The 21,450-nt window shown below is 57.9% G+C and carries 25 protein-coding genes; 9 read left to right on the top strand and 16 right to left on the bottom strand.

What is annotated here, in order from left to right; translation table 11 throughout:
- Positions 1-118 precede the first annotated feature (118 nt).
- From D3871_RS16265 to D3871_RS16255, 3 genes are read left to right on the top strand one after another with little or no spacing between them, the layout of a single operon-like run.
- On the top strand, positions 119-1,525 hold the full coding sequence (locus D3871_RS16265) for a sodium:proton antiporter (RefSeq protein WP_119770173.1): 1,407 nt from the start codon (positions 119-121) through the stop codon (positions 1,523-1,525).
- 6 nt (positions 1,526-1,531) lie between these two features.
- Positions 1,532-2,518: a 2-hydroxyacid dehydrogenase gene (locus tag D3871_RS16260; protein WP_119770172.1), complete on the top strand. Its 987-nt coding sequence runs from the start codon at positions 1,532-1,534 to the stop codon at positions 2,516-2,518.
- A 4-nt stretch (positions 2,519-2,522) separates the two neighbouring features.
- Positions 2,523-2,807, top strand: a complete 285-nt coding sequence (locus tag D3871_RS16255; protein ID WP_119770171.1) for a polyhydroxyalkanoic acid system family protein — start codon at positions 2,523-2,525, stop codon at positions 2,805-2,807.
- 38 nt (positions 2,808-2,845) lie between these two features.
- Here D3871_RS16255 and D3871_RS16250 read toward each other — a convergent pair whose 3' ends face one another.
- Positions 2,846-3,100, bottom strand: a complete 255-nt coding sequence (locus tag D3871_RS16250) for an acyl-CoA-binding protein (protein WP_119770170.1) — start codon at positions 3,098-3,100, stop codon at positions 2,846-2,848.
- Positions 3,101-3,279: 179 nt separating this feature from the next.
- Between D3871_RS16250 and D3871_RS30245 the strand changes: the two genes are divergently transcribed.
- The gene (locus D3871_RS30245) at positions 3,280-3,495 is read left to right on the top strand and encodes a hypothetical protein (RefSeq protein ID WP_158597950.1); all 216 of its coding nucleotides are present in this window, start codon (positions 3,280-3,282) and stop codon (positions 3,493-3,495) included.
- Positions 3,496-3,691: 196 nt separating this feature from the next.
- Here D3871_RS30245 and D3871_RS16240 read toward each other — a convergent pair whose 3' ends face one another.
- Complete coding sequence (locus D3871_RS16240; protein WP_119770169.1) at positions 3,692-4,048, bottom strand: FKBP-type peptidyl-prolyl cis-trans isomerase; 357 nt, start codon at positions 4,046-4,048, stop codon at positions 3,692-3,694.
- A gap of 92 nt (positions 4,049-4,140) precedes the next feature.
- The gene (locus tag D3871_RS30510; protein ID WP_199724822.1) at positions 4,141-4,338 is read right to left on the bottom strand and encodes a hypothetical protein; all 198 of its coding nucleotides are present in this window, start codon (positions 4,336-4,338) and stop codon (positions 4,141-4,143) included.
- 397 nt (positions 4,339-4,735) lie between these two features.
- Between D3871_RS30510 and D3871_RS16230 the strand changes: the two genes are divergently transcribed.
- From D3871_RS16230 to D3871_RS16210, 5 genes are all read left to right on the top strand, one after another.
- The gene (locus D3871_RS16230; RefSeq protein WP_119770168.1) at positions 4,736-5,704 is read left to right on the top strand and encodes a YVTN family beta-propeller repeat protein; all 969 of its coding nucleotides are present in this window, start codon (positions 4,736-4,738) and stop codon (positions 5,702-5,704) included.
- A complete protein-coding gene (locus tag D3871_RS16225; RefSeq protein ID WP_119770167.1) occupies positions 5,704-6,483 on the top strand; it encodes a polysaccharide deacetylase family protein in 780 nt (259 codons plus the stop codon). Before D3871_RS16230 ends, D3871_RS16225 begins: the two co-directional genes overlap by 1 nt.
- Before the next feature lie 57 nt (positions 6,484-6,540).
- Entirely contained in the window at positions 6,541-7,527 is a 987-nt protein-coding gene (locus tag D3871_RS16220; protein WP_119770166.1) for a sterol desaturase family protein, read from the top strand.
- On the top strand, positions 7,527-8,366 hold the full coding sequence (locus D3871_RS16215; RefSeq protein WP_119770165.1) for an EI24 domain-containing protein: 840 nt from the start codon (positions 7,527-7,529) through the stop codon (positions 8,364-8,366). The genes D3871_RS16220 and D3871_RS16215 overlap by 1 nt, the downstream gene beginning before the upstream one ends.
- 349 nt (positions 8,367-8,715) lie before the next feature.
- Positions 8,716-9,516, top strand: a complete 801-nt coding sequence (locus D3871_RS16210) for a competence/damage-inducible protein A (protein ID WP_119770164.1) — start codon at positions 8,716-8,718, stop codon at positions 9,514-9,516.
- Between the two features lie 163 nt (positions 9,517-9,679).
- Here the strand turns inward: D3871_RS16210 and D3871_RS16205 are convergent, their stop codons facing one another.
- The 13 genes from D3871_RS16205 to urtA all read right to left on the bottom strand — a co-directional run bounded on the left by D3871_RS16205 (position 9,680) and on the right by urtA (position 21,346).
- On the bottom strand, positions 9,680-10,141 hold the full coding sequence (locus tag D3871_RS16205; RefSeq protein WP_119770163.1) for a hypothetical protein: 462 nt from the start codon (positions 10,139-10,141) through the stop codon (positions 9,680-9,682).
- 454 nt (positions 10,142-10,595) lie between these two features.
- Entirely contained in the window at positions 10,596-11,225 is a 630-nt protein-coding gene (gene ureG, locus D3871_RS16200) for an urease accessory protein UreG (protein ID WP_119770162.1), read from the bottom strand.
- A gap of 21 nt (positions 11,226-11,246) precedes the next feature.
- On the bottom strand, positions 11,247-11,927 hold the full coding sequence (locus tag D3871_RS16195) for an urease accessory protein UreF (protein WP_119770161.1): 681 nt from the start codon (positions 11,925-11,927) through the stop codon (positions 11,247-11,249).
- A 1-nt stretch (position 11,928) separates the two neighbouring features.
- The gene (gene ureE, locus D3871_RS16190; protein ID WP_119770160.1) at positions 11,929-12,450 is read right to left on the bottom strand and encodes an urease accessory protein UreE; all 522 of its coding nucleotides are present in this window, start codon (positions 12,448-12,450) and stop codon (positions 11,929-11,931) included.
- Positions 12,451-12,456: 6 nt separating this feature from the next.
- Entirely contained in the window at positions 12,457-14,157 is a 1,701-nt protein-coding gene (ureC, locus tag D3871_RS16185) for an urease subunit alpha (protein ID WP_119770159.1), read from the bottom strand.
- Positions 14,154-14,462 carry an urease subunit beta gene (locus tag D3871_RS16180; RefSeq protein WP_119770158.1) on the bottom strand — a complete coding sequence of 103 codons (309 nt, stop codon included), beginning with the start codon at positions 14,460-14,462 and terminating at the stop codon, positions 14,154-14,156. The genes ureC and D3871_RS16180 overlap by 4 nt, the downstream gene beginning before the upstream one ends.
- Positions 14,463-14,470: 8 nt before the next feature.
- Positions 14,471-14,773 carry an urease subunit gamma gene (locus D3871_RS16175; RefSeq protein ID WP_119770157.1) on the bottom strand — a complete coding sequence of 101 codons (303 nt, stop codon included), beginning with the start codon at positions 14,771-14,773 and terminating at the stop codon, positions 14,471-14,473.
- A gap of 31 nt (positions 14,774-14,804) precedes the next feature.
- On the bottom strand, positions 14,805-15,665 hold the full coding sequence (locus D3871_RS16170) for an urease accessory protein UreD (RefSeq protein WP_119770156.1): 861 nt from the start codon (positions 15,663-15,665) through the stop codon (positions 14,805-14,807).
- A gap of 8 nt (positions 15,666-15,673) precedes the next feature.
- Positions 15,674-16,372, bottom strand: a complete 699-nt coding sequence (urtE, locus tag D3871_RS16165) for an urea ABC transporter ATP-binding subunit UrtE (RefSeq protein ID WP_119770155.1) — start codon at positions 16,370-16,372, stop codon at positions 15,674-15,676.
- A 47-nt stretch (positions 16,373-16,419) separates the two neighbouring features.
- Complete coding sequence (urtD, locus tag D3871_RS16160) at positions 16,420-17,256, bottom strand: urea ABC transporter ATP-binding protein UrtD (RefSeq protein WP_233575775.1); 837 nt, start codon at positions 17,254-17,256, stop codon at positions 16,420-16,422.
- A gap of 5 nt (positions 17,257-17,261) precedes the next feature.
- Complete coding sequence (gene urtC, locus D3871_RS16155; protein ID WP_119770153.1) at positions 17,262-18,347, bottom strand: urea ABC transporter permease subunit UrtC; 1,086 nt, start codon at positions 18,345-18,347, stop codon at positions 17,262-17,264.
- Complete coding sequence (gene urtB, locus D3871_RS16150; protein ID WP_119770152.1) at positions 18,344-19,948, bottom strand: urea ABC transporter permease subunit UrtB; 1,605 nt, start codon at positions 19,946-19,948, stop codon at positions 18,344-18,346. Before urtB ends, urtC begins: the two co-directional genes overlap by 4 nt.
- 144 nt (positions 19,949-20,092) lie before the next feature.
- Complete coding sequence (gene urtA, locus D3871_RS16145; protein WP_119770151.1) at positions 20,093-21,346, bottom strand: urea ABC transporter substrate-binding protein; 1,254 nt, start codon at positions 21,344-21,346, stop codon at positions 20,093-20,095.
- Positions 21,347-21,450: the final 104 nt, after the last annotated feature.

The raw sequence follows: 21,450 nt of genomic DNA, 5'->3' as shown, positions 1-21,450 counted from the left end.
TGCGGCTGGGCGCTAGTTTTTTGCTCCAGGCCTACGTAGCACTACGTAGGATTCGCCGATCAGACGAGTTGATTTTCCGGGATAAAATGGCCGCCATCAAAAAATAAGGGGACCGCAAGTGCAGGCCAAAATCCTGATTGGTTTGACCAGCCTTGTGCCAGCCTTGTGCCAGGCAGCGGAGTTCAATGGCAGCGGCGTTTCCGGCCTGTGGGGCATACCGTTCGCCGGGCTGCTGCTTTCCATCGCGCTCTTTCCCTTGCTTGCGCCGGCATTCTGGCACCATCATTTCGGCAAGGTGACGCTCGCCTGGGCGCTGGCTTTCCTGATACCGTGCGCGGTCGTGTTCGGTACGCGCACCGCAGGTGGGGGCGCGCTTCACGCATTTGGCGGCGAATACATTCCTTTCATCATCCTCATCACTTCGCTGTTTGTAGTCGCAGGCGGTATTTGCGTGCATGGCAACCTGCATGGCACGCCAGCCCTCAATACCGGGTTGCTGGCCTTGGGGACGCTGCTGGCCAGCGTGATGGGCACCACGGGCGCCTCGATGCTGATGATCAGGCCGCTGATCCGTGCCAATGACCACCGCAAGCATGCGGTGCACATTGTCGTCTTCTTTATTTTCCTGGTAGCCAATGCAGGCGGGTCGCTGACACCGCTCGGCGATCCGCCGTTGTTCCTGGGTTTTCTGAAGGGTGTCGACTTCTTCTGGACCATGAAGAACATCTTCCCGGAGACCCTGTTCCTTTGCCTGTCGCTGCTGGCTATTTTTTACGCGCTTGATCTTTACTATTGCCGGAACAAGGAAGAAGCGCGTGAACCGACCCTTGATCCAACACCAGACTCGCCGATATGCTTTGAAGGCAAGGCAAACTTTTTCCTGCTTGCGGCAATCGTCGGACTGGTGCTGATGAGCGGCCTGTGGAAGCCGGGCATCAGCTTTGCGGTCGCGGGCGTGCCGCTCGAACTGCAGAATGTGGTGCGCGACCTGCTGCTGATCGCAGTCATCTTCATTTCCCTACGCATCACGCCGCAGACCGCGCGCGAAGGCAATGGCTTTAGCTGGGGGCCGATACAGGAAGTCGCCAAGCTGTTCGCCGGGATCTTCATCACCATCATTCCGGTGATTGCGATGTTACGTGCCGGCGAGGCGGGCGCATTCGCCCCCATCATCCGCGCCGTTACCGATAGCAGCGGCCAGCCGATCAATGCGATGTATTTCTGGGCATCCGGGATCCTGTCTACCTTCCTCGATAACGCGCCGACCTATCTGGTATTCTTCAATACGGCCGGCGGGGATGCGCAAGTATTGATGACAAAACTCGCGGCTACACTGGCCGCAATCTCCTGCGGCGCAGTGTTCATGGGCGCCAACAGTTATATCGGCAATGCGCCGAACCTGATGGTAAAAGCGATCGCAGAAGAGCGCGGCATCAAGATGCCTTCGTTCTTCGGTTACATGGCGTGGTCGTGCGTGGTGCTGGTACCCTTATTCATCCTGATGACCTTCATTTTCTTTCGGTGAGACGACATGACGAAACCCAGAATTCTCGTAACACGGGCAGTTTTTCCTGATGTGGTCGAACGTCTGGCCCAGCATTTCGATGTCGAGGCCAATCCCAATGACGATATCTATTCGAAAGATGAACTGGTCGGCAAATTGCAAGGCAAGGACGCCGTATTCACGACGCCAAGCTCCAGCATGACGGCCGAAGTGATCGCTGCCTGCCCATCGCTGAAAGCCATCTGCAATATGGCAGTCGGCTTTAACAATATCGATATCGCCGCGGCGACGCGCGCGGGCATCGTAGTGACCAATACACCGGATGTGCTGAACGAAACGACTGCCGACTTCGCGTGGGCGTTGCTGCTGGCAACCGCGCGGCGAGTGACCGAATCCGAGCACTGGCTGCGGGCAGGCAAGTGGCAGAAGTGGCGTTATGACACCTTGCTGGGCGCGGACGTGCATGGCGCAACGCTTGGCATCATAGGCATGGGAAGGATCGGCCAGGCAATTGCACGGCGCTCGATGGGCTTCGACATGCAGGTGATCTACCATAACCGTTCGAAGGTGGCCGAACACCTTGAGGCCCGCGCCAACAATGCGCGTTATGTCAGCAAGGAAGAACTGTTGCGTACCGCCGACCATATCGTGCTGGCACTGCCTTATTCGCCGGAAGCGCATCACACCATCGGTGCGGCTGAACTGGCGGCGATGAAGCCTACAGCGACGCTGATCAATATTGCCCGTGGCGGTATAGTCGACGATGCGGCCCTGATCGTGGCCTTGCGCGCCAATCGGTTGGCGGCTGCGGGCCTTGATGTGTTTGAAAACGAGCCGGCATTCGACCCTGCCTTTCTCACCTTGTCGAACGTGGTGCTCACGCCGCATATCGCGAGCGCATCGGAACCAACGCGCCGCGCGATGGCCAATTGTGCGGCGGATAATCTGATTGCTGCATTGACGGACGGCACCCCGCCAAATATCCTTAATCCCGAGGTTCGGAACAAGGGATAAGGCAATGGCAGATATCAGCATCACGCAGGATCACGTACTTACACTGACAACGGCCAAGGCGGCCGCGCAGAAAATGGCGGAGCAGATGGCGGCGGAATACGATATGGCGTCGGAGTGGGATGGAGACGTGCTGCGTTTCACGCGATCGGGCTTGAGCGGTTCGCTAACGCTGGCGGAACAGCAAGCGCGTCTTGAGATCAGTCTTGGCTTTCTTTTCAAGGCATTTGCAACAACCATTGAAGAGAAAGTGGCGGCAAAGATGCAGAAGATCTTTGCCGCCGCCGCATAGCAAGCTTAATGAAAGCTTGCTGCAAACGATAACCGCAATCAGCCTTTCAGATCGCCGATCAGGTCGACATACTGCTGCATCGCTTCATCCTTCGACGTGCCTTTCAAGGCATCCCATGCGTCGTATTTTGCACGGCCGATCATGTCGGTAAAGCCTGGGCGATTGCCGTCGGTATCGCCGGCGCTGGCTTGCTTGAATAACGCATAAATTTTCAGCAACGTCATGTTGTCCGGCTTCTCGGACAGGTTCTTGGAATCGACGACCGCCTGGTCGAATTGCGCCTGTAGGCTCATGCTTTCTCCTGATGGATGAAATGGAAACGTTGATCTGCCGATGGTTTGGATGGCGTTGGCGATGACTTCACCGCCAGACTACGCGTATTCATCCGGACCGCTCTATGGGCGCCGCAAAAATAACATAGAAAAAACGGCAGCCAAACAAAAGCTCTAGAGGAGATACTCCATGTTATTGCATGGGGTGGGATTGGTATTATTCGTCGTCCGAAACGACTGCACTGCCGACAGCGACCGCGCCTTTGGCGACCGTGGTCGCCGCACCAACGGCCATCGATCCCGCAGTCACCCCCACGCTGACTGCCGTACCGGCAACGGAGGCCGCAGTCGTCGCAACCGTGACTACCGCGCATCCGCCGCAAGTTCCCAATACGATTGCGCTCGCAGCGAGATAAATAGATTTTTTAAAATGCATTGAACCGACACCGGATAGCGGCCCTGCACGAGTCCTGCGGGCCGCATTGTTGAAGAAATACTCAATACCGTCCGCGCGGCAGGCATCGGTCAAGGACGCCTGCCAGGTAAGCCGACAATACTTGCGTATTTATTCAACTACCGCTTCGGAATAATGATGCTCTTGAGAAAGAGTCGTCACACGCCCAGAAGTTCAACTTCAAAAATCAGGGTCGCGTTCGGGGGAATGACGCCACCCGCGCCGCGTGCGCCATAGCCCAGCGTTGAAGGAATGATCAGTTTGCGCACGCCGCCGACCTTCATGCCTTGTACGCCTTCATCCCAGCCCTTGATCACATGGCCTGCGCCCAGCGGAAATTCGAAGGGATCGTTGCGATCCTTGCTGGAATCAAACTTCTTGCCGGCGCTTCCATCGGTATTTTGCAGCCAGCCGGTGTAATGCACGGTCACATGCTGGCCGGCCTTGGCTTCGTCGCCGGAGCCGACGGTAACGTCTTCGTATTGGAGGCCGGATGCGGTCATCGTAGTGGACATGTTTTTCCTTTGTTGTCTGATCAATATTGGCAGGATTGTAGCAGTTAGTCCCCTATCTGCTCACGGAGCGCGAAGGCATTCATTCCGGTACGCTAAATTAGTTCGACTGCCTGTGCACGAATCAACAGTGTCTGCTGCCGAAAGTGCTGTTCCAGCGTGCGGCGATATTGCCGCCACCATGCATGCTCCAGTTGCTCGCTCATGACTTCGTAGATCACGACGTCGTCATATACGGTCTTGCCATCGTTTTCCCATAGGCCGCTGACGGGTGCGCGGTTATAGGCTGTCATGCCGCCGAAACGGGAGACGATTTCTTCGCGCGTGACTGCAAAACTTGTATGCGAAATAGCATCACCGGCATTGTCGTAGAGCGGTAAAAAGATCTAGGCTAAGTGCATAGACATAAAACGATGCAAAAATTGCAATTAAATATTCGATTCGATTGCAGAATAAGGTCAACGTTCCTGTCTATCCGCTCGTTACTGCGTTGGCTCTATCGTGGTACCGAAGGCACTAGCTTGTCCGTAGCGCCTTGGTGCTGGACAGTATCGGCTTAGTTCGAATGCTGCCGCTCGGACAGGTCTACCGCGACAAGCGCGTATCGGCGCAACACCGCTTCGATATTCTTCATTGACTCGCATTTCCGCGCGGTAAAATAACCGGCAAATACTTTACTAAGTGACCTTCATGTCCCGTCTTCCCGCTCTGCTTCTTTCTATCCTGCCTGCCCTGCTGCTGGCAGCATCTGCCCAGGCCAATGTGGTAGTAGTGCTTAATTCGCGCGACGCCAGCATCAGTCTGCTGGACCAGACTACGCACAAGGAGATCGAAACGATCGCGGTGGGTAAGGAGCCGCACCATCTGATGGCGACGCCGGACAACAAGTCGCTGATCGTCGGCAGCGCCGTCGGCAATGAACTGGTGTTTCTCGATCCTAAGACCGGCAAGATCCAAAGCCGCATGAAGGATATTATCGATCCGTACCAGATCGGCTTTTCGCCCGACCAGAAATGGTTTGTGTCGAATGCCCTGCGTCTGGATCATGTGGATATCTATAGCTATGACGGCAAGGATCTGAAGCTGGCAAAGCGCCTGGCGCTGCCCAAGCTGCCCAGCCATATGGCATTCAGCGCCGACAGCAAGTTGGCCTTCATCACCCAGCAAGGTTCCAACCAGGTCAGCGCCATCGACCTGGCCACGCAGACGGTGAAGTGGACGATCCCGGTCGGCAAACTGCCGGCAGGCATATCGATGACACCGGATGACAAGCATCTGCTGGTCGGCATCATGGGCGGCGACTATGTTGAAGTGATCGACTGGCGCGCGCAAAAAACCATCAAGAAGATCAAGGCAGGCGAGGGGGCGCACAACTTCCGCGCAATGGGCGACAAGCGTCACATCTTTGTGTCCAACCGTGTATCGAATACGATCAACATCATCGACCAGCAAACGCTGGAAAACGTCGGCACCATCAATGTCCCAGGCGGTCCGGACTGCATGGAGCTGACCGACGATGGCAAGACTTTGTGGGCGACCCTGCGCTGGGTCAAGAAGGTCGCGGTTATCGACGTCGCATCCAGGAAGGTGGTGAAGACCATCCCCGTCGGCCGTTCGCCGCACGGTGTGTACTTTGCCAACCACGCGCCACGGATGTGATGAAGAAATTGCTGGCGGCAGTCTGCATAGCTACGGCTATTCCGGCCGCAGTCAATGCCGGCCCATCGGACGCGGGATGCAAGGGCACGATTTACCTGACCTTCGACACCGGCAGCCAGTCGCAGGCCGACTATATCGCGTCGACACTCAACAAGCATCGCATCAAGGCGACCTTCTTCCTGGCCAACGAAAAAACGGTCAACGGTGACTACGCTCTAGACCCTTCCTGGGCTCCGTACTGGAAAGCACGGGTGGCGGAAGGGCATGCATTTGGAACGCATACTTTCGACCACGTCTACGTACAGCGCGACTTGCCGGATGGGCGATTGGCAATGAAGCCGCAATTCGGCGCGCAAGCCGGGAAACCGCAGGTATGGAGCGCCGGTCAATACTGCGACGAGTTACGCAGGGTCGAACAGCGCTTTACGGAACTGACCGGTTCGAAGCTCGACCCGCTGTGGCGTGCGCCAGGCGGAAAGCTGACGCCGGGTCTGCTGGCAGCGGGAAAAAGTTGCGGTTATGCCCACGTTGGCTGGACTGAAGGCGCCGGTTTTTCCGGCGATGAACTGCCCAGCGAAAGTTGGTCGAACAACCGGTTGCTACAACGCGCATTGAACGGATTGAAGGACGGTGATATCTTCGTCGCGCATCTGGGCATCTGGTCGCGCAAGGATCCGTGGGCCCCAGCGGTACTCGATCCGTTGATCAGCGGATTGAAAGAAAAGGGATACTGCTTTGCGACGCTGCGCGATCACCCGACTTACCGCAAGAAACCCTGATCTAAGGGCTTGGCTGCACTTCGCGTTGCCAAGCTGTGATCTTCAAATACTGACAACATGATCCATACTCTCGTCGAATGGTTTTCCGAATTGCATGGCTGGCTGTTCCAGACTGTCGTCCAGCCCTTGCTGTATATGTTGACCCTGGGCGACATCACGGAAGAAGCTTTTGATGGGACCGAATGGTTCCTGCTCGGTCTGTTTGAACTTGCCATACTGTTTGCGGTGCTCCGTCCCCTGGAAGCATGGATTCCGGTCAAGAAAATAGTAGACCCGGGCGCGCGGCGGATCGATTTTGTGTACACCTGCATCCATCGTCTTGGCGCGTTTACGCTGGCAGTATTCTTTGTGCTCGATCCGCTGTTCGACGCGATTGCCGGCGAATTGCGGTTGCTCGGCGTCGTCCACTTCAATCTCGAAACGCTGTGGCCGGGAGTGACCGATATTCCGCTGGTCGCCTTTCTTGTCTATCTGGTCGTGCTGGACTTCTTCGATTACTGGTATCACCGCGCCAGTCATCAGTTTGGATGGTGGTGGGGCTTGCACAGTCTTCATCACAGCCAGACCGATATGAACCTGTGGTCCGACAACCGTAATCACTTGCTGGATGATTTGCTGCGCGACATCTACATGGCGATAATCGCTTTGGTCATTGGCGTGGAGCCCTCGCAATACTTATTGCTTGTCGTGGCATCACGGATGCAGCAGAGCCTGCAGCATGCCAACGTCCGCATCCACTTCGGCGCGATCGGCGAGCGCTTGCTGGTGTCGCCCCGTTACCATCGCACGCATCATGCGATCGGCATAGGTCATGAGTCGCGCGGCAAGGAATCGCTGGGCGGCTGCAATTTCGCCGTGCTGTTTCCGGTGTGGGATATTGTGTTTCGTACCGCGCGTTTCGACAATGAATTCGCGGATACCGGCATTCGCGACCAGCTTCCACCGCCGGAAGGCAAGGGGCGCGATTACGGACGGCGCTTCTGGGAACAGCAGTGGCTGGGGTTGAAACGCATGCGAAGCTTTTCACGCACGAAAACGCCCTGATGCAAAAAGTTCTGGCTGCCTTCGGCAAGGCATTGTTATCGCAACTGCATTTCCGGATGCTGATGCTGACCGTCATACCCTTTGTTTTGTCGGTGACGATCTGGGGCGTGCTGCTCTGGCTCGGCTTGCAACCGATGATCGACTGGCTGCACGCTTACTTTGCCGACAATAACGGCTTCAAGATGGCCGGCGACGTCCTCGGCTGGTTCGGCCTCGGTGCGATCAAGACGGTTATCGTTCCGCTGATCGCGATGTGGGTGCTGTTGCCGCTGATGATACTGACTGCGCTGCTGTTCGTCGGCACGCTGGCGATGCCCATCATTGCACGCCATGTCGGCAGCCGGCATTATCCGCAACTGGAACAGCGCAAGGGCGGCACCGTGATCGGCAGCTTGTGGCTCGCCACCTATTCCTTTTTCATCTTCGCGACCTTGTGGATTGTGACCTTGCCGCTGTCGATGCTCCCCCCGCTGACTTTCGTCGTACAGCCTTTGCTCTGGGGCTGGCTGACTTATCGCGTGATGGCATACGACGCTCTCGCCGACCATGCGGACGCCGCTGAAAGCAAATCCATATTGAAACAGCATCGCTGGCCGCTGCTGGCGATCGGCGCCATCACCGGCGCCATGGGCGCTGCGCCCACGCTGCTGTGGCTGGGCGGCGCCCTGTCGGTTATTTTTTTTCCAGTCCTCGCTGCCGGTGCGATCTGGCTATACGTGCTGGTGTTTGTGTTTACCGGCCTGTGGTTCGAACATTATTGTCTTGACGCATTGGCGCAATATCGCGGCAAGGGTGGCAATTCCGCGCCGATGGTACCTGTGATGAAGGACATCAATTAGGGCGTGTCATCACTTGGTATGGGAGTGCGAACGGGTCGTACGCGTTGCAGGCCTAGGCGCGGCGACACGTCGTAGCGGTGCTACGGCAAGGAGGCCTCGGCGGCCCCCCGACAACAACGGCATGCGACACGTACGACCCGTTCCCTCCGGGTTCCTGCCAAAACGCGCGCTGGCGGCGTTGCATGGCTAGCAAAGGGGCAACCCTTTGCGTCGCCACGCGCCTTGCCACCACGCGTTTTGGCAGGAACGCATCTCCCATACCAAGTGATGACACGCCCTAGTCTGCCGGGGGAAACAATGCTTTCCGGCGGCTGAGGCATAATGTCCTTTTGCCAATCACAATCCTGCCATGGCCATCGGACTAATCATCATCGGCGACGAAATCCTTTCCGGGAAACGTGCCGACAAACATTTCCCCAAGCTTGTTGAACTCTTGAATGCGCGTGGCCTGCAGTTGGCATGGGCCGAATATGTCGGCGACGACCGTGCGCGCATCACTTCCGTCCTGGAGCGTGCATTCAATAGTGATGACATCGTCTTTTCCTGTGGCGGCATCGGTGCCACGCCCGACGATCACACCCGGCAGTGCGCAGCAGCGGCATTGCATCTGCCGCTGGTATTGCATCCCGACGCAAAGGCGAGCATAGAAGAACGTATTGCCGACGTTGCACGCGAGGCCGGCCGGCAACCCGATTACAACGCTGCTGACAATGCGCATCGATTGAAGATGGGAGAGTTTCCCCAAAACGCACAAATCATTCCGAACCCGTACAACAAGATCCCGGGATTTTTTGTCGAGCACGGTGTTGGCGGCGCAACGTACTTTGTCCCAGGTTTTCCCGTGATGGCATGGCCGATGATCGAGTGGGTGCTCGAGACCAGGTATTCCCAGCTGTTCCAGAAGGTGTCGCGCGACGAAAAGGCGGTGCTGGTGTTTGAACAGGCCGAATCGACGCTGACACCGATGATGGAAGCGCTTGAAAGCGAATACCCGTTGATCAAGGTATTCAGCCTGCCTAGCGTCGGCGACGCGACGATACGGCGCCATATCGAGCTTGGCGTGAAAGGCGAACCGTCTCAGGTCGCCGCTGCGTTTGGCAAGATGGTGGCGGAGCTGGATCGCCTGGGGGCGGAATATCGGGATCTGTAAATGCCGATGTGTTTTGCATGTTGATGCGTGCGTAGACGCGGAAAAAAAATCGCTCCGTGCGGAGCGATTAAACCCGTCCTGGTGCGGCGGGCAAGAGGACAACTTTTCCGTTCTTCCTGTTCTGCTTCCGTTGAATATCGGCGGACTACGTCGGCCCAACGATTTACGCTTCGTCCGCCGAAAAATTAAATCCGCCGTTCAGACGGGAACTAGCGAGTGCGGAACCGCGAAACGGTGCATCCATGACGCTGCCATTGAAAAAATGCGGCTCGCGCGCCGATTCCGCATCCCGACGCCAGCCGCGCGGGTCCGGCAGGCGCCAGAGCGCAAGCGGCTTGAACTCTCGCGGCGTTGCGGGCGGGGTCAACACTAGCGACGACGTTTCCCTTTCCAGTGTTGAGCAGCTGTTGAGGTGTTCCGTCATACTGGCGGATAAGGAATACACGCCATTCTCTTCCGTCAACCAACCGCTTTTGACCGCACGTTTGTACACTTCGCGCGTGCGCGATAAGTACGTCGCCAGAATTCTATGTACCCGCAAGCCTTGTTCGATGGTCATCGGCCCATGTTTGTAGATGGCATCGATGACGATGCGTCCGGATGTACCTTTTTTTGGAATGCGCATATCTCTCCTCCCTAAGTAATGGCGTATGCAATCCATCTTTGAGCCGGGCATGTCCCCAGACCATCTGCAACGACGGTTCGAGGTGTCCTTACGTATTCTTCTTTGACAGCAACAAGCGTGCCCGTCGTCCAGAGCCTTGGCCAGCCGCGCCATGCGCCGCATTGGCTGGCCGATGCGGGTGGGTTGACACGCACGGCCGAAAGGTTTGTGCGCGGCCCACCTTGCAAAATCGCTTGTTTATCTGATGCCTTGCCGTGCGTGACGGAAAGCCAGACTGCAAAGACAGTGGTGCGGCACGTTTGTGGAACAAGGCGCGGCGAAGTGACGCCCGGCATAAAGCATGGGGCCCGACGCTGATAGCCTGTGCAGGCTGGAGCCTAATGAGTGGAACGAGATTGGAAACAGTTCCGACGAGAGAGTGAAAAGCGAGCGATCACGCCCGCCCCGTAGGGATCTACTTTGTTCTTACCTCATCAAGCAGCCCCTGCCTGCGGATAAATTCCACCACCTTCTCGACACCATCCCCGCTACGCAAATTCGTAAAGATAAACGGCCTGTCCCCGCGCATCTTCTTCGCATCGCTCGCCATCACATCCAGATTGGCGCCGACATACGGCGCCAAGTCCGTCTTGTTGATGATCAGCAGATCCGAGCGCGTGATGCCGGGACCGCCCTTTCGCGGAATCTTTTCGCCGCCGGCTACATCGATGACATAGATGGTCAGGTCCGACAGTTCCGGGCTGAAGGTCGCCGCGAGATTGTCGCCGCCTGACTCGACCAGAATCAGGTCGAGATCCGGGAAGTCCGCGCTCATGCGTGCGATCGCCTCCAGATTGATGGAGGCATCCTCGCGGATTGCCGTATGCGGACAGCCGCCGGTTTCCACACCCATCAGACGCTCGGCCGGCAAGGCGTCTGCGCGAAGCAGAATTTCCATGTCTTCCTTGGTGTAGATGTCATTCGTGATAACGGCCATGTCGTAATGATTGCGCATGGCCTTGCACAGCATTTCGCATAATGCGGTCTTGCCCGAGCCTACTGGGCCGCCGATGCCTACCCGTAGAGGATTCGATGTCGTAGTCATGTTCGTATGATATTGAATAAATTAGGAACGATAGAGCCGGCTGTACTGCACCTCATGCCGCATCGAGAGCAGGGACAAGCCGGGCGACCAGTTGGACAATTCATGGTCCTGCAATTGCTCTGCGCAGCGCGCCGCGTTTTCCAGTTCGGGCTGCAGCGACAACAAAAGCTTTTGTCCTGCGACTTGCCCGAGCGGTACGGATTTGACGCAGACCAGGACCTGGTTTTCCGCCCATGAAAACAGCATGCCGAGCAACGCGGCATCGTGCGGTACATTCAGCGCGACCACCGCATAGGCCAATGCTGTCGGCAAAGGCACTTCGGCCTGTTGCTGCAAAATGCCGCGAAGCGCTTCGTCTCCCAGCCCGAGTTCGATCACCAGCCTGGATAGCGAATAACCCATCTGTATCGTTTCGGCCCGGAACTCGGCGGTATCGCGCGCGGCAATGAAGCGCTCGTTCCATTCGCGGACCGCCGCCGCGTCTCTTGCGGAAAATGCGTGCAACAGACGGCACAGAATAGGCGCTTCAAAACGGGCGACGACATGATGCAGCGTGTCCACGATCCAGGCTCGCGCGGATAGTTGGTCGCGCACGATGCCGGATTCCAGCGCCGCTTCCAGGCCTTGCGAATAGCTATAGGCACCGATAGGCAGGGAAGGGCTTGATAACTGCAGCAAATGCAGCAAGGCGGTTGCCTGCATGTCAGACTTTATCCGAAGGGCGATGAATTTTTTGCCGCAATGGAATCGGCGCCAGCGGATGGTGATGCTCATCGCCGTGGTGGTGATGACCGCCGCCGTAGGCGCCCGACTCCGGTTCGAAGGCGGCAAGTTCTTCCGTGACCCTGGCGCCGAGTCCTTCCAGCATTTCTTTCAACACTGAATCCTTGCGTATGCGCAGGTAGCCGTCGCTGCCATCGCCGGCGACCTGCGCTTGCGTATGACGATTGCCCAGATGGAAAGCGCAGCGCAGCAGCGTGCGCGGCGTGTCGCAATCGACCCGATATGTCGCTTCCTTCGCCGCGACGATTCTAACTACCCGGCCGTCGTCACCCTTCAGCAGGTCGCCATGCCGCAATACCGTGCCGCGCACGGTGAACACCGCGACTTCTTCGCCGGAGGCAAGCTGCCCCCGCAGGCGGCTTTTCTCGCGCAGTTCGTAAGGAAGAATGAGTTCGCCGCCGATCTCGTCTGCGGCATCAAGTTTGGTATGAAGTGTCAGCATGGTTGATTAAAACAAGAAGTAGCGTTGCGCCATCGGCAATATCCTGGCCGGTTCGCATACCAGCAGTTCGCCATCCGCGCGCACCTCGTAGGTTTCGGGATCGACCTCCATGCGTGGGGTTAATCCATTGTGAATCATGTCGGTCTTGCGAACCTTTCGGGTATTCTTCACCGCCAGCAGCGATTTGTTGAGCTTGAGCGCATCGCCCACGCCCGCGTCCAGCGCGGCCTGCGATACGAAGGTAAACGAGGTACGCAACGCGCCGCCGAACGCGCCGAACATCATCCGGTAGTGCACCGGTTGCGGCGTTGGAATCGAAGCATTGGGGTCGCCCATCTGTGCAGCGGCGATCATGCCGCTCTTGAGAATCATCGACGGCTTGACGCCAAAGAATGCCGGTTTCCACAACACGATGTCCGCGATCTTTCCGACCTCGAGCGAACCGACGACGTGCGATATGCCATGCGTGATCGCCGGATTGATCGTGTACTTGGCGATATAACGCTTGACGCGGAAGTTGTCGTTGCGCGAACTGTCCTCGGCCAGCGAGCCGCGCTGCGCCTTCATCTTGTGTGCAGTCTGCCAGGTGCGCATGATGACTTCACCCACGCGTCCCATTGCCTGAGAGTCGGACGACATCATCGAGATCGCGCCGAGGTCATGCAGGATATCTTCCGCTGCAATGGTTTCGCGCCGGATGCGTGATTCTGCAAATGCAACATCCTCCGCAATTGCGGGGTCGAGGTGATGGCACACCATCAGCATGTCCAGATGTTCATCCAGCGTGTTGACGGTGTAGGGCCGGGTCGGATTGGTTGACGAGGGCAATACATTGCCTTGGCCGACCGCGGCAATGATGTCGGGAGCATGGCCGCCGCCGGCGCCTTCGGTGTGGAAGGTGTGAATGGTGCGGTCCTTGAACGCAGCCAGCGTATGTTCAAGAAAGCCGCCTTCGTTCAGCGTATCGGTATGGATCGCGACCTGTATATCCATGCGGTCGGCGACCGACAGGCAGTTGTCGATGGCGGCCGGCGTGGTGCCCCAGTCCTCATGCAATTTGAGGCCGATTGCGCCGGCGCGGATCTGTTCTTCCAGCGGCATGGGAAGGCTGACATTACCCTTGCCGAGAAAGCCCAGGTTCATCGGAAAGGCATCGGCCGCGGTCAGCATCGAATGGATATGCCATGGACCCGGCGTGCATGTCGTGGCCGCGGTGCCGACCGCCGGGCCGGTGCCGCCGCCCAGCATGGTGGTTACGCCCGACATCAGTGCCTCTTCGATCTGTTGCGGACAAATGAAATGGATATGCGAATCGATGCCGCCGGCGGTGACGATCATGCCTTCGCCAGCAATGATTTCAGTGGCGCCGCCGATGGCCATGGTAATGCCCGGCTGGATATCGGGATTGCCTGCCTTTCCGATGGCTGCGATGCGGCCGCTCTTGAGTCCGATGTCGGCCTTGACGATGCCCCAATGGTCAATGATCAGTGCGTTGGTGATCACGGTATCCATCACATCCTTGTGATTGCGCTGGGACTGGCCCATGCCGTCGCGGATGACTTTGCCGCCACCGAATTTCACTTCTTCGCCGTAGATGGTGAAATCTTTTTCCACTTCGACCAGCAGATCGGTGTCGGCCAGGCGGACCCGGTCGCCGACGGTGGGGCCGAACATTTCGGCATAGGCCTGGCGTGAAATAGATGTCATTTGAGTTTCCCCATGACCTTGGCGTTGAATCCGTAGACAATACGGTCGCCGGAAAGGGCAACCAATTCCACCGTGCGCTGCTGTCCTGGTTCGAAGCGGACTGCAGTACCTGCGGCGATGTTAAGCCGCATGCCATACGCATCCTGGCGTTCGAACTGCAGGGCCGGATTTACTTCAAAAAAATGAAAGTGGGACCCGATCTGGATCGGACGGTCGCCGCTATTGGCGACGGTAACAGTGGTGGTGCGCCGGCCGGCATTGAGTTCGATCTCGCCTTCCTCTATCAACATTTCTCCTGGGATCATGTCGTCTCCTATGGAATAGGGTGGTGTACCGTGACCAGCTTGGTGCCGTCCGGGAAGGTGGCTTCGACCTGAATATCGGGAATCATTTCAGCGATGCCGTCCATCACATCATCGCGTGTCAGTATGCGCGTGCCTTCCGACATCAGTTCGGCAACCGTCCTGCCGTCGCGTGCACCTTCCATGATGGCGGCGGTGATCAATGCCACTGCTTCCGGATAGTTCAGCTTCAGGCCGCGCGCCTTGCGTCGTTCGGCGAGCAGCGCGGCGGTAAAGATGAGGAGTTTGTCTTTTTCGCGTGGAGTCAGCTCCATCCGTTTCTCCTTGTCGTTTTCATTGAAGTGTTCAGGTATTCCAGATGCGCGGCACGACGGCGTTGCGCCCGGTCAGGGCAGGGCGCAACTGCTGCCACGCCTGCATCATCAATCTTCTGGCGGTCTCGCTGGAATGGCCGAGATAGCGTGCGACCAGCACCGATTTCATTTGCGTCACGCCATAGGCACCGCTTGCGGCATCCACCTCGCGCAATGCATTGACTACCGAAGCATGCAGCGGTTTGCCTACCGCGATCAGGGTCGCACAAACGGTATTGCCGGCTAGGCCGAGCGGACTTGTCATCGCTGTTGTGCCGGCGGCAAGCGATCCTTGCTCGAACCAGACCAGCTTGCCGTCGCGCCGGATACTGGTGCGCTGCTCGATGACGCCGCTGTTGAACGACTCGCCGGACGCGGTGCGCCCGAAGCACAGGATTTCGCAGCCGATATAGCTTGCGTCGACGCCCAGTTCAATCGTGTTGTCGAGCCGGACATGCGCGGCATCGAAAAAAATGCTTTCTTGGGGCAACCATTCCAGCGTCGCCGATGCATCGGCTTGCAATCGGATCTCTTGCCGCGACACCTGGCCGTTCGCCTTGTACCATTTTGCCGCACCGGGCGTCGTGATCAGCGCGCTTGCGCCGCCTCCGACACGCGCACTGACAGCCAGTTCGTCGCCGCCCACCACGCCGCCCGGAGGATGAACGATGATCGCGTGACAGACGTCCTTGCCTTCCGGGTACAACGGCTTTTGTATGCGCAGCGGTCCGCTATGCGAACGCTCGACCAGTCGCGTAGTGCCGTGGTCGGATTCGAAGCCGAGCGCTAGTCGCGCTTGCCAGCGGGCATGAGATGGAGTCTGAAAGATCGGATCGGAGGCGACACGTTTCATCGGCAAGACTATACCGCCAAGTGGCGTTTGATGTCCTCGCCGCTCATTTCCGCCTGGGTGCCGGCAGCCACCACTTCGCCGCGCGACAGCACAAGGAACTTGTCGGCCAGTTCATGCGCGAAGTCGAAATACTGTTCGCACAGCAGGATGGCCATGTCGCCACGTTCACGCAGCAAACGGATAACGCGGCCGATGTCCTTGATGATCGATGGCTGTATGCCTTCGGTCGGCTCGTCGAGGATGATCAGCTTGGGGTCCGCAAGCAGGGCGCGTGCAATCGCAAGCTGTTGCTGCTGGCCGCCGGACAGGTCGCCGCCGCGCCGGTGCAGCATTTCCTTCAGCACTGGGAAAAGCTCGAACACTTCGCCGCGAATCTTCGATGCCTGCCGCCCCGGCTTGACCGCCATTCCCATCAACAGGTTTTCTTCGACCGTAAGACGGGCAAAGATTTCGCGGCCTTGCGGTACATAGGCGATACCGAGCGCGGCACGCTCATGCGGCTTGAGGCGGGTGATGTCGCGGTCATTGAGCTTGACGTGTCCGCCGGCGACTGGCAGTACGCCCATCAGGCATTTGAGCAAGGTCGTCTTGCCGACGCCGTTGCGACCAAGCAGCGCCAGACATTCGCCCTTCTGCAGATCAAGCGATACGCCACGCAGGGTGTGGGATGAGCCGTAGTACTGGTTCAGTTGTTCGACGTTGAGCATGGTGGTTTTTCCGTATATAGGGAAGTGCGTGTCGGCGAAACGCTTGGTTATCGGCCCAGATACACTTCGATGACCCGTTCATCCGATTGCACCTGCTGCATCGTGCCTTCGGCCAGCACCGAGCCTTCATGCAGCACGGTCACCTTGCCGTCGCGCGCGATCTCGTTGACGAACGCCATGTCATGTTCCACCACCATGATTGAGTGCTTGCCGCGCAATTCATTGAGCAGTTCGGCCGTGCGCGCAGTTTCGGCGTCCGACATACCCGCCACCGGTTCATCCAGCATTAGCAGCTTGGGTTCCTGCATCAGCAGCATGCCGATTTCCAGCCATTGCTTTTGACCGTGCGACAGCAGGCCGGCCAGACGGTTTTCCTGATCGGTGAGCCGGATCAGCTTGAGGATTTCATCGATCTTGCCTTTTTGTTCGGAGGTCAGACGGAAGAACAGCGTGGGCTTGACCCGCTTGTCCATCTTCATCGCTAGCTCAAGGTTTTCGAACACCGTGTGCTGCTCGAACACCGTGGGCCGCTGGAACTTGCGTCCTATGCCGGCGTGCGCGATATGGTATTCGGTCATCTTCGTCAGATCCATGGTCTGGCCGAAGTAAGCCGTGCCGGATGCAGGCCGCGTCTTGCCGGTGATCACATCCATCATCGTGGTCTTGCCAGCGCCGTTGGGACCAATGATGCAGCGCAGCTCGCCGACCGAGATATCGAGGTTGAGTTTGTTGATCGCCTTGAAGCCGTCGAACGATACCGTGATGTCTTCCAGGTAGAGGATCGCGCCATGCGTGGTATCGACGCCCTCCTGCTTGACACGGCCGTATGACGTGCCGTGATCCGCGTGTCCGGTCTGCTCGGGAAATTCTATGTTTTTCGACATATCGTTCATGCTGCCTCCCGGGTCTTCTGGAACTTGCGTGTCAAACCGAGTATTCCTTGCGGCATGAACAGCGTCACCAGGATAAAGATCAGGCCCAGCGCGTACAGCCACAGATCGGGGAAGGCAGCGGTAAACCAGCTCTTCAAGCCATTGACCGAGAACGCACCGATGATCGGGCCCAGCAGCGAACCGCGTCCGCCGACTGCCGCCCAGATCACCATCTCGATCGAATTGCCGGGTGACATTTCAGACGGATTGATGATACCTACCTGCGGCACATATAGCGCGCCTGCGATTCCGCACAGGACAGCGGACAAGGTCCAGACAAACAGCTTGAACCACAAGGGGTTGTAACCGATGAACATCAGGCGCGATTCCGCATCGCGCACGCCTTGCAGCACGCGTCCCAGCTTGGAGGTCACGATCCAGCGGCATAGCAGCAATGCGCCGAACAGCGCGGCCAGCGTAATGATGTAGAGCGCTGCCTTGGTCGTCGGTTCGGTGATGGAGAAACCAAGTATGCGCTTGAAGTCAGTGAAGCCGTTGTTGCCGCCGAAACCGGTATTGTTGCGGAAGAACAGCAGCATGAAGGCGAAAGTCATGGCCTGCGTGATGATGGAAAAGTACACGCCCTTGATGCGCGAACGGAAAGCGAAGTAACCGAACACGAAAGCGAGCACGCCCGGCACCAGCACCACCAGCGCCATGCAGTACCAGAAGCTGTCGGTGAACGACCAGTACCAGGGATAAGCTTTCCAGTCGAGGAATACCATGAAGTCGGGCAGATTGCTCTGATACACGCCATCCTTGCCGATGGCGCGCATCAGGTACATGCCGTGCGCATAACCGCCGAGCGCAAAAAATACGCCGTGACCGAGCGACAGAATGCCGGTGTAACCCCAGACCAGGTCGAGTGCCAGCGCGGCCATCGCGTAGCACATGAACTTGCCGATCAGGGCAACGGTGTAGCTGGAGATATGCAGCGCATGGCCGGGCGCGAACGACAGGTTAAGAATGGGCAGCAGGGCCAGCAGCGCTGCGCACACCACGATGCCGGCCCATGCTGGCCGCGAGAAGAGGGAAGTCGTCATTCTGCGCTCCTGCCTTTCATGGCGAACAGACCTTGCGGCCGCTTCTGGATGAAGATGATGATGAATACCAGGATCGCGATTTTTGCGAGCACCGCACCGGCGACCGGTTCGAGGAACTTGTTGACTTCACCCAGGCCGATCGCGGCGATCACGGTGCCGGCGAGCTGGCCGACGCCGCCGAGCACCACCACCATGAACGAGTCGACGATATAGCCCTGCCCCAGGTCGGGTCCTACATTGCCGAGCTGCGACAGCGCCACGCCACCCAGCCCGGCAATGCCGGAGCCGAGGCCGAAAGTCATCATGTCGATTTTGCCCGTCGAGACGCCGACGCAATCGGCCATCCTGCGGTTTTGCGTCACGGCGCGCACGAACAAGCCGAGCCGCGTCTTGTTGAGTATTGCCCAGACTGCGGCGACGACAAACAGCGCAAAGAAAATGATGACGATACGGTTGTACGACAGCACGAGCGAACCCATGACCGTGACGCCGCCGGACATCCAGGAAGGATTGGCGACTTCGACGTTTTGTGCGCCGAAGATCGAGCGGACTAGTTGCATCAGTATCAGGCTGATGCCCCAGGTGCAGAGCAGCGTTTCGAGCGGGCGTCCGTAAAGCCAGCGGATGACGGTGCGCTCCAGTGCGATGCCGACGGCACCCGCAACGAGGAAAGCGGCCGGTAACGCCGCCAGCAGATAGAAATCGATTGAGCTGGGCAGATACTGGCGAAACAGGGTCTGGCACATATAAGTGGTGTAGGCACCTATCATCAGCAACTCGCCATGGGCCATGTTGATGATGCCCATCAGTCCGAAGGTGATTGCCAGCCCGAGCGCAGCGAGCAGCAATACGCTGCCCAGCGACACGCCGTAAAACAGGTTGCCGACAAACTCCGTGCGCGTAAGCCGCGCATTGATGGCGCTGATAGTGCCGACAGCGGCGATGCGCACCGATTCGTCCGGTTCGTTGTAGGTGCCTTCCGCGTTCTTTTCCAGCATCTGTGCCAGAGCAGGTATCAGGTTCGCATTGGAGCTGCCCTTGAGCGCTTCGACCGCCGCCTTGCGGGTGGAGGCATCGGGCGACTGCAGATTTGCCGTTGCGGCAACCATCTGCAATACCTCCTTGATGTCAGGATCGGTTTCTTTTTCGAGCGCCTTCGTAATCAAGGGTAATTGGCCGGCGTCGGCGCCTTTTTGCATCGCGAGCGCTGCAGCCATGCGCTCCGACCGGTCTGGGGACAGCAATCGAAAGCCAGATAGTGCGCCTTCGATCGCGCCGCGCAGTCGGTTGTTGACGGTGATGCCGTCGATGCCATCCGGCGGCGAGACCGTATTCCCGACTTCGGGATCGAAGGCCTTGTTGTCTTCGATAATGAAAACCTTGCCATCCGGATTCGCGTACAAGCTATCGTTCTTCAAGGCATTGAGCAACTTGAGCGCATCTTCGTTAGCGAGTGCCGCAATCTGATTGACGGCTTCGATGCGCGCATCCGGGTCGTCGCCGCCCAGCGGTTTCAGCAACGCCGGGTCGATCGCCGCATGGGCCGTGAGCGTCATTGCCCACAACCATCCGATAGCGAGTACATATTTGATAGATTTCATTTGCGATTTCTTGGCAAGACGAATCACGAAAACGGCAGGCGTAAAAAAGCCGGAGTGTGGAACAAGGGGTCACGCTCCGGCCCGTAGTACCGATTCCCGCGCCGCTCCCTAGCGGCAGGGCGCGGGGAAAACAAGCAAGCCAGATTACATCTTTTGCTTGCCTTCGTTACCTGCGATGAACGGGCTCCACGGTTGCGCGCGGATCGGGCCCTTGGTCTTCCAGACAACGCTGAACTGGCCGTCGGGCTTGATTTCACCAATCATCACCGGCTTGTGCAAGTGGTGGTTGGTCTTGTCCATGGTCAGTTCAAAGCCGGACGGCGACTTGAAGGTCTGGCCGCCCATCGCAGCGATCACCTTGTCGGTGTCGGTGGACTTGGCTTTTTCGACAGCCTGTTTCCACATATGAATGCCGACATAAGTCGCTTCCATCGGGTCGTTAGTCACGACCGTGCTGGCGTTAGGCAGCTTCTTTTCGGCAGCATAGGCTTTCCATTGCTTGATGAAAGCATCGTTGGCCGGATTTTTCACCGACTGGAAATAATTCCAGGCAGCGAGGTGGCCAACCAGCGGTTTGGTGTCGACGCCGCGCAGCTCTTCTTCGCCGACCGAGAAGGCGACGACCGGCACATCGGTAGCCTTCAGGCCTGCGTTGCCGAGTTCCTTGTAGAAGGGCACATTGGAATCGCCATTGATGGTTGAAATGACTGCTGTCTTGCCGCCAGCCGAAAACTTCTTGATGTTGGCAACGATGGTCTGGTAGTCAGAATGGCCGAACGGTGTATAGACTTCATCGATGTCGGATTCCTTCACGCCCTTGGATTTCAGGAAGGCGCGCAGGATCTTGTTGGTGGTGCGCGGATACACATAGTCGGTGCCCAGCAGCACGAAACGCTTGGCGCCGCCGCCGTCTTTCGACATCAGGTATTCAACGGCAGGGATCGCTTGCTGATTCGGCGCCGCGCCGGTGTAGAACACGTTTTTCTCAAGCTCTTCGCCCTCGTACTGGACCGGATAGAACAGCAGGCTGTTCAATTCCTTGAAGACCGGCAGCACCGACTTGCGCGATACCGATGTCCAGCATCCGAACACCACCGCCACCTTGTCTTGGGTAACCAGCTGTCGCGCCTTCTCTGCAAACAGAGGCCAGTTCGAGGCAGGGTCCACAACGACCGCTTCAAGCTTCTTTCCCATCACGCCGCCTTTTGCATTGATCTCGTCGATCGTCATCAAGGCCACGTCTTTCAACGAGGTTTCAGAGATCGCCATGGTGCCCGACAGGGAGTGGAGGATACCGACCTTAATGGTGTCGGCGGCCAGGGCTTGCGGCATCCAGGCGGAAGCGGTAAGCATCAAAGCGCCGGCAGCGGTCGCTTTCAAAAGGGTGCGACGAGACATTATTGCTCCTAAGGTTATTGGTGGGTCGATGTGTGCGATAGCTCGCGGGCAATCTTTAGCATGTTGCGTGCCATGCAATACCAATGACTTAGTGAGCCTCTTTA

It is taken from the genome of Noviherbaspirillum saxi (genome assembly GCF_003591035.1).
Taxonomy (GTDB): Bacteria; Pseudomonadota; Gammaproteobacteria; order Burkholderiales; family Burkholderiaceae_D; genus Noviherbaspirillum; species Noviherbaspirillum saxi.
The sequence above is the reverse complement of the archived record's forward strand: the minus strand, read 5'-3'. Positions and strand labels throughout refer to the sequence as shown.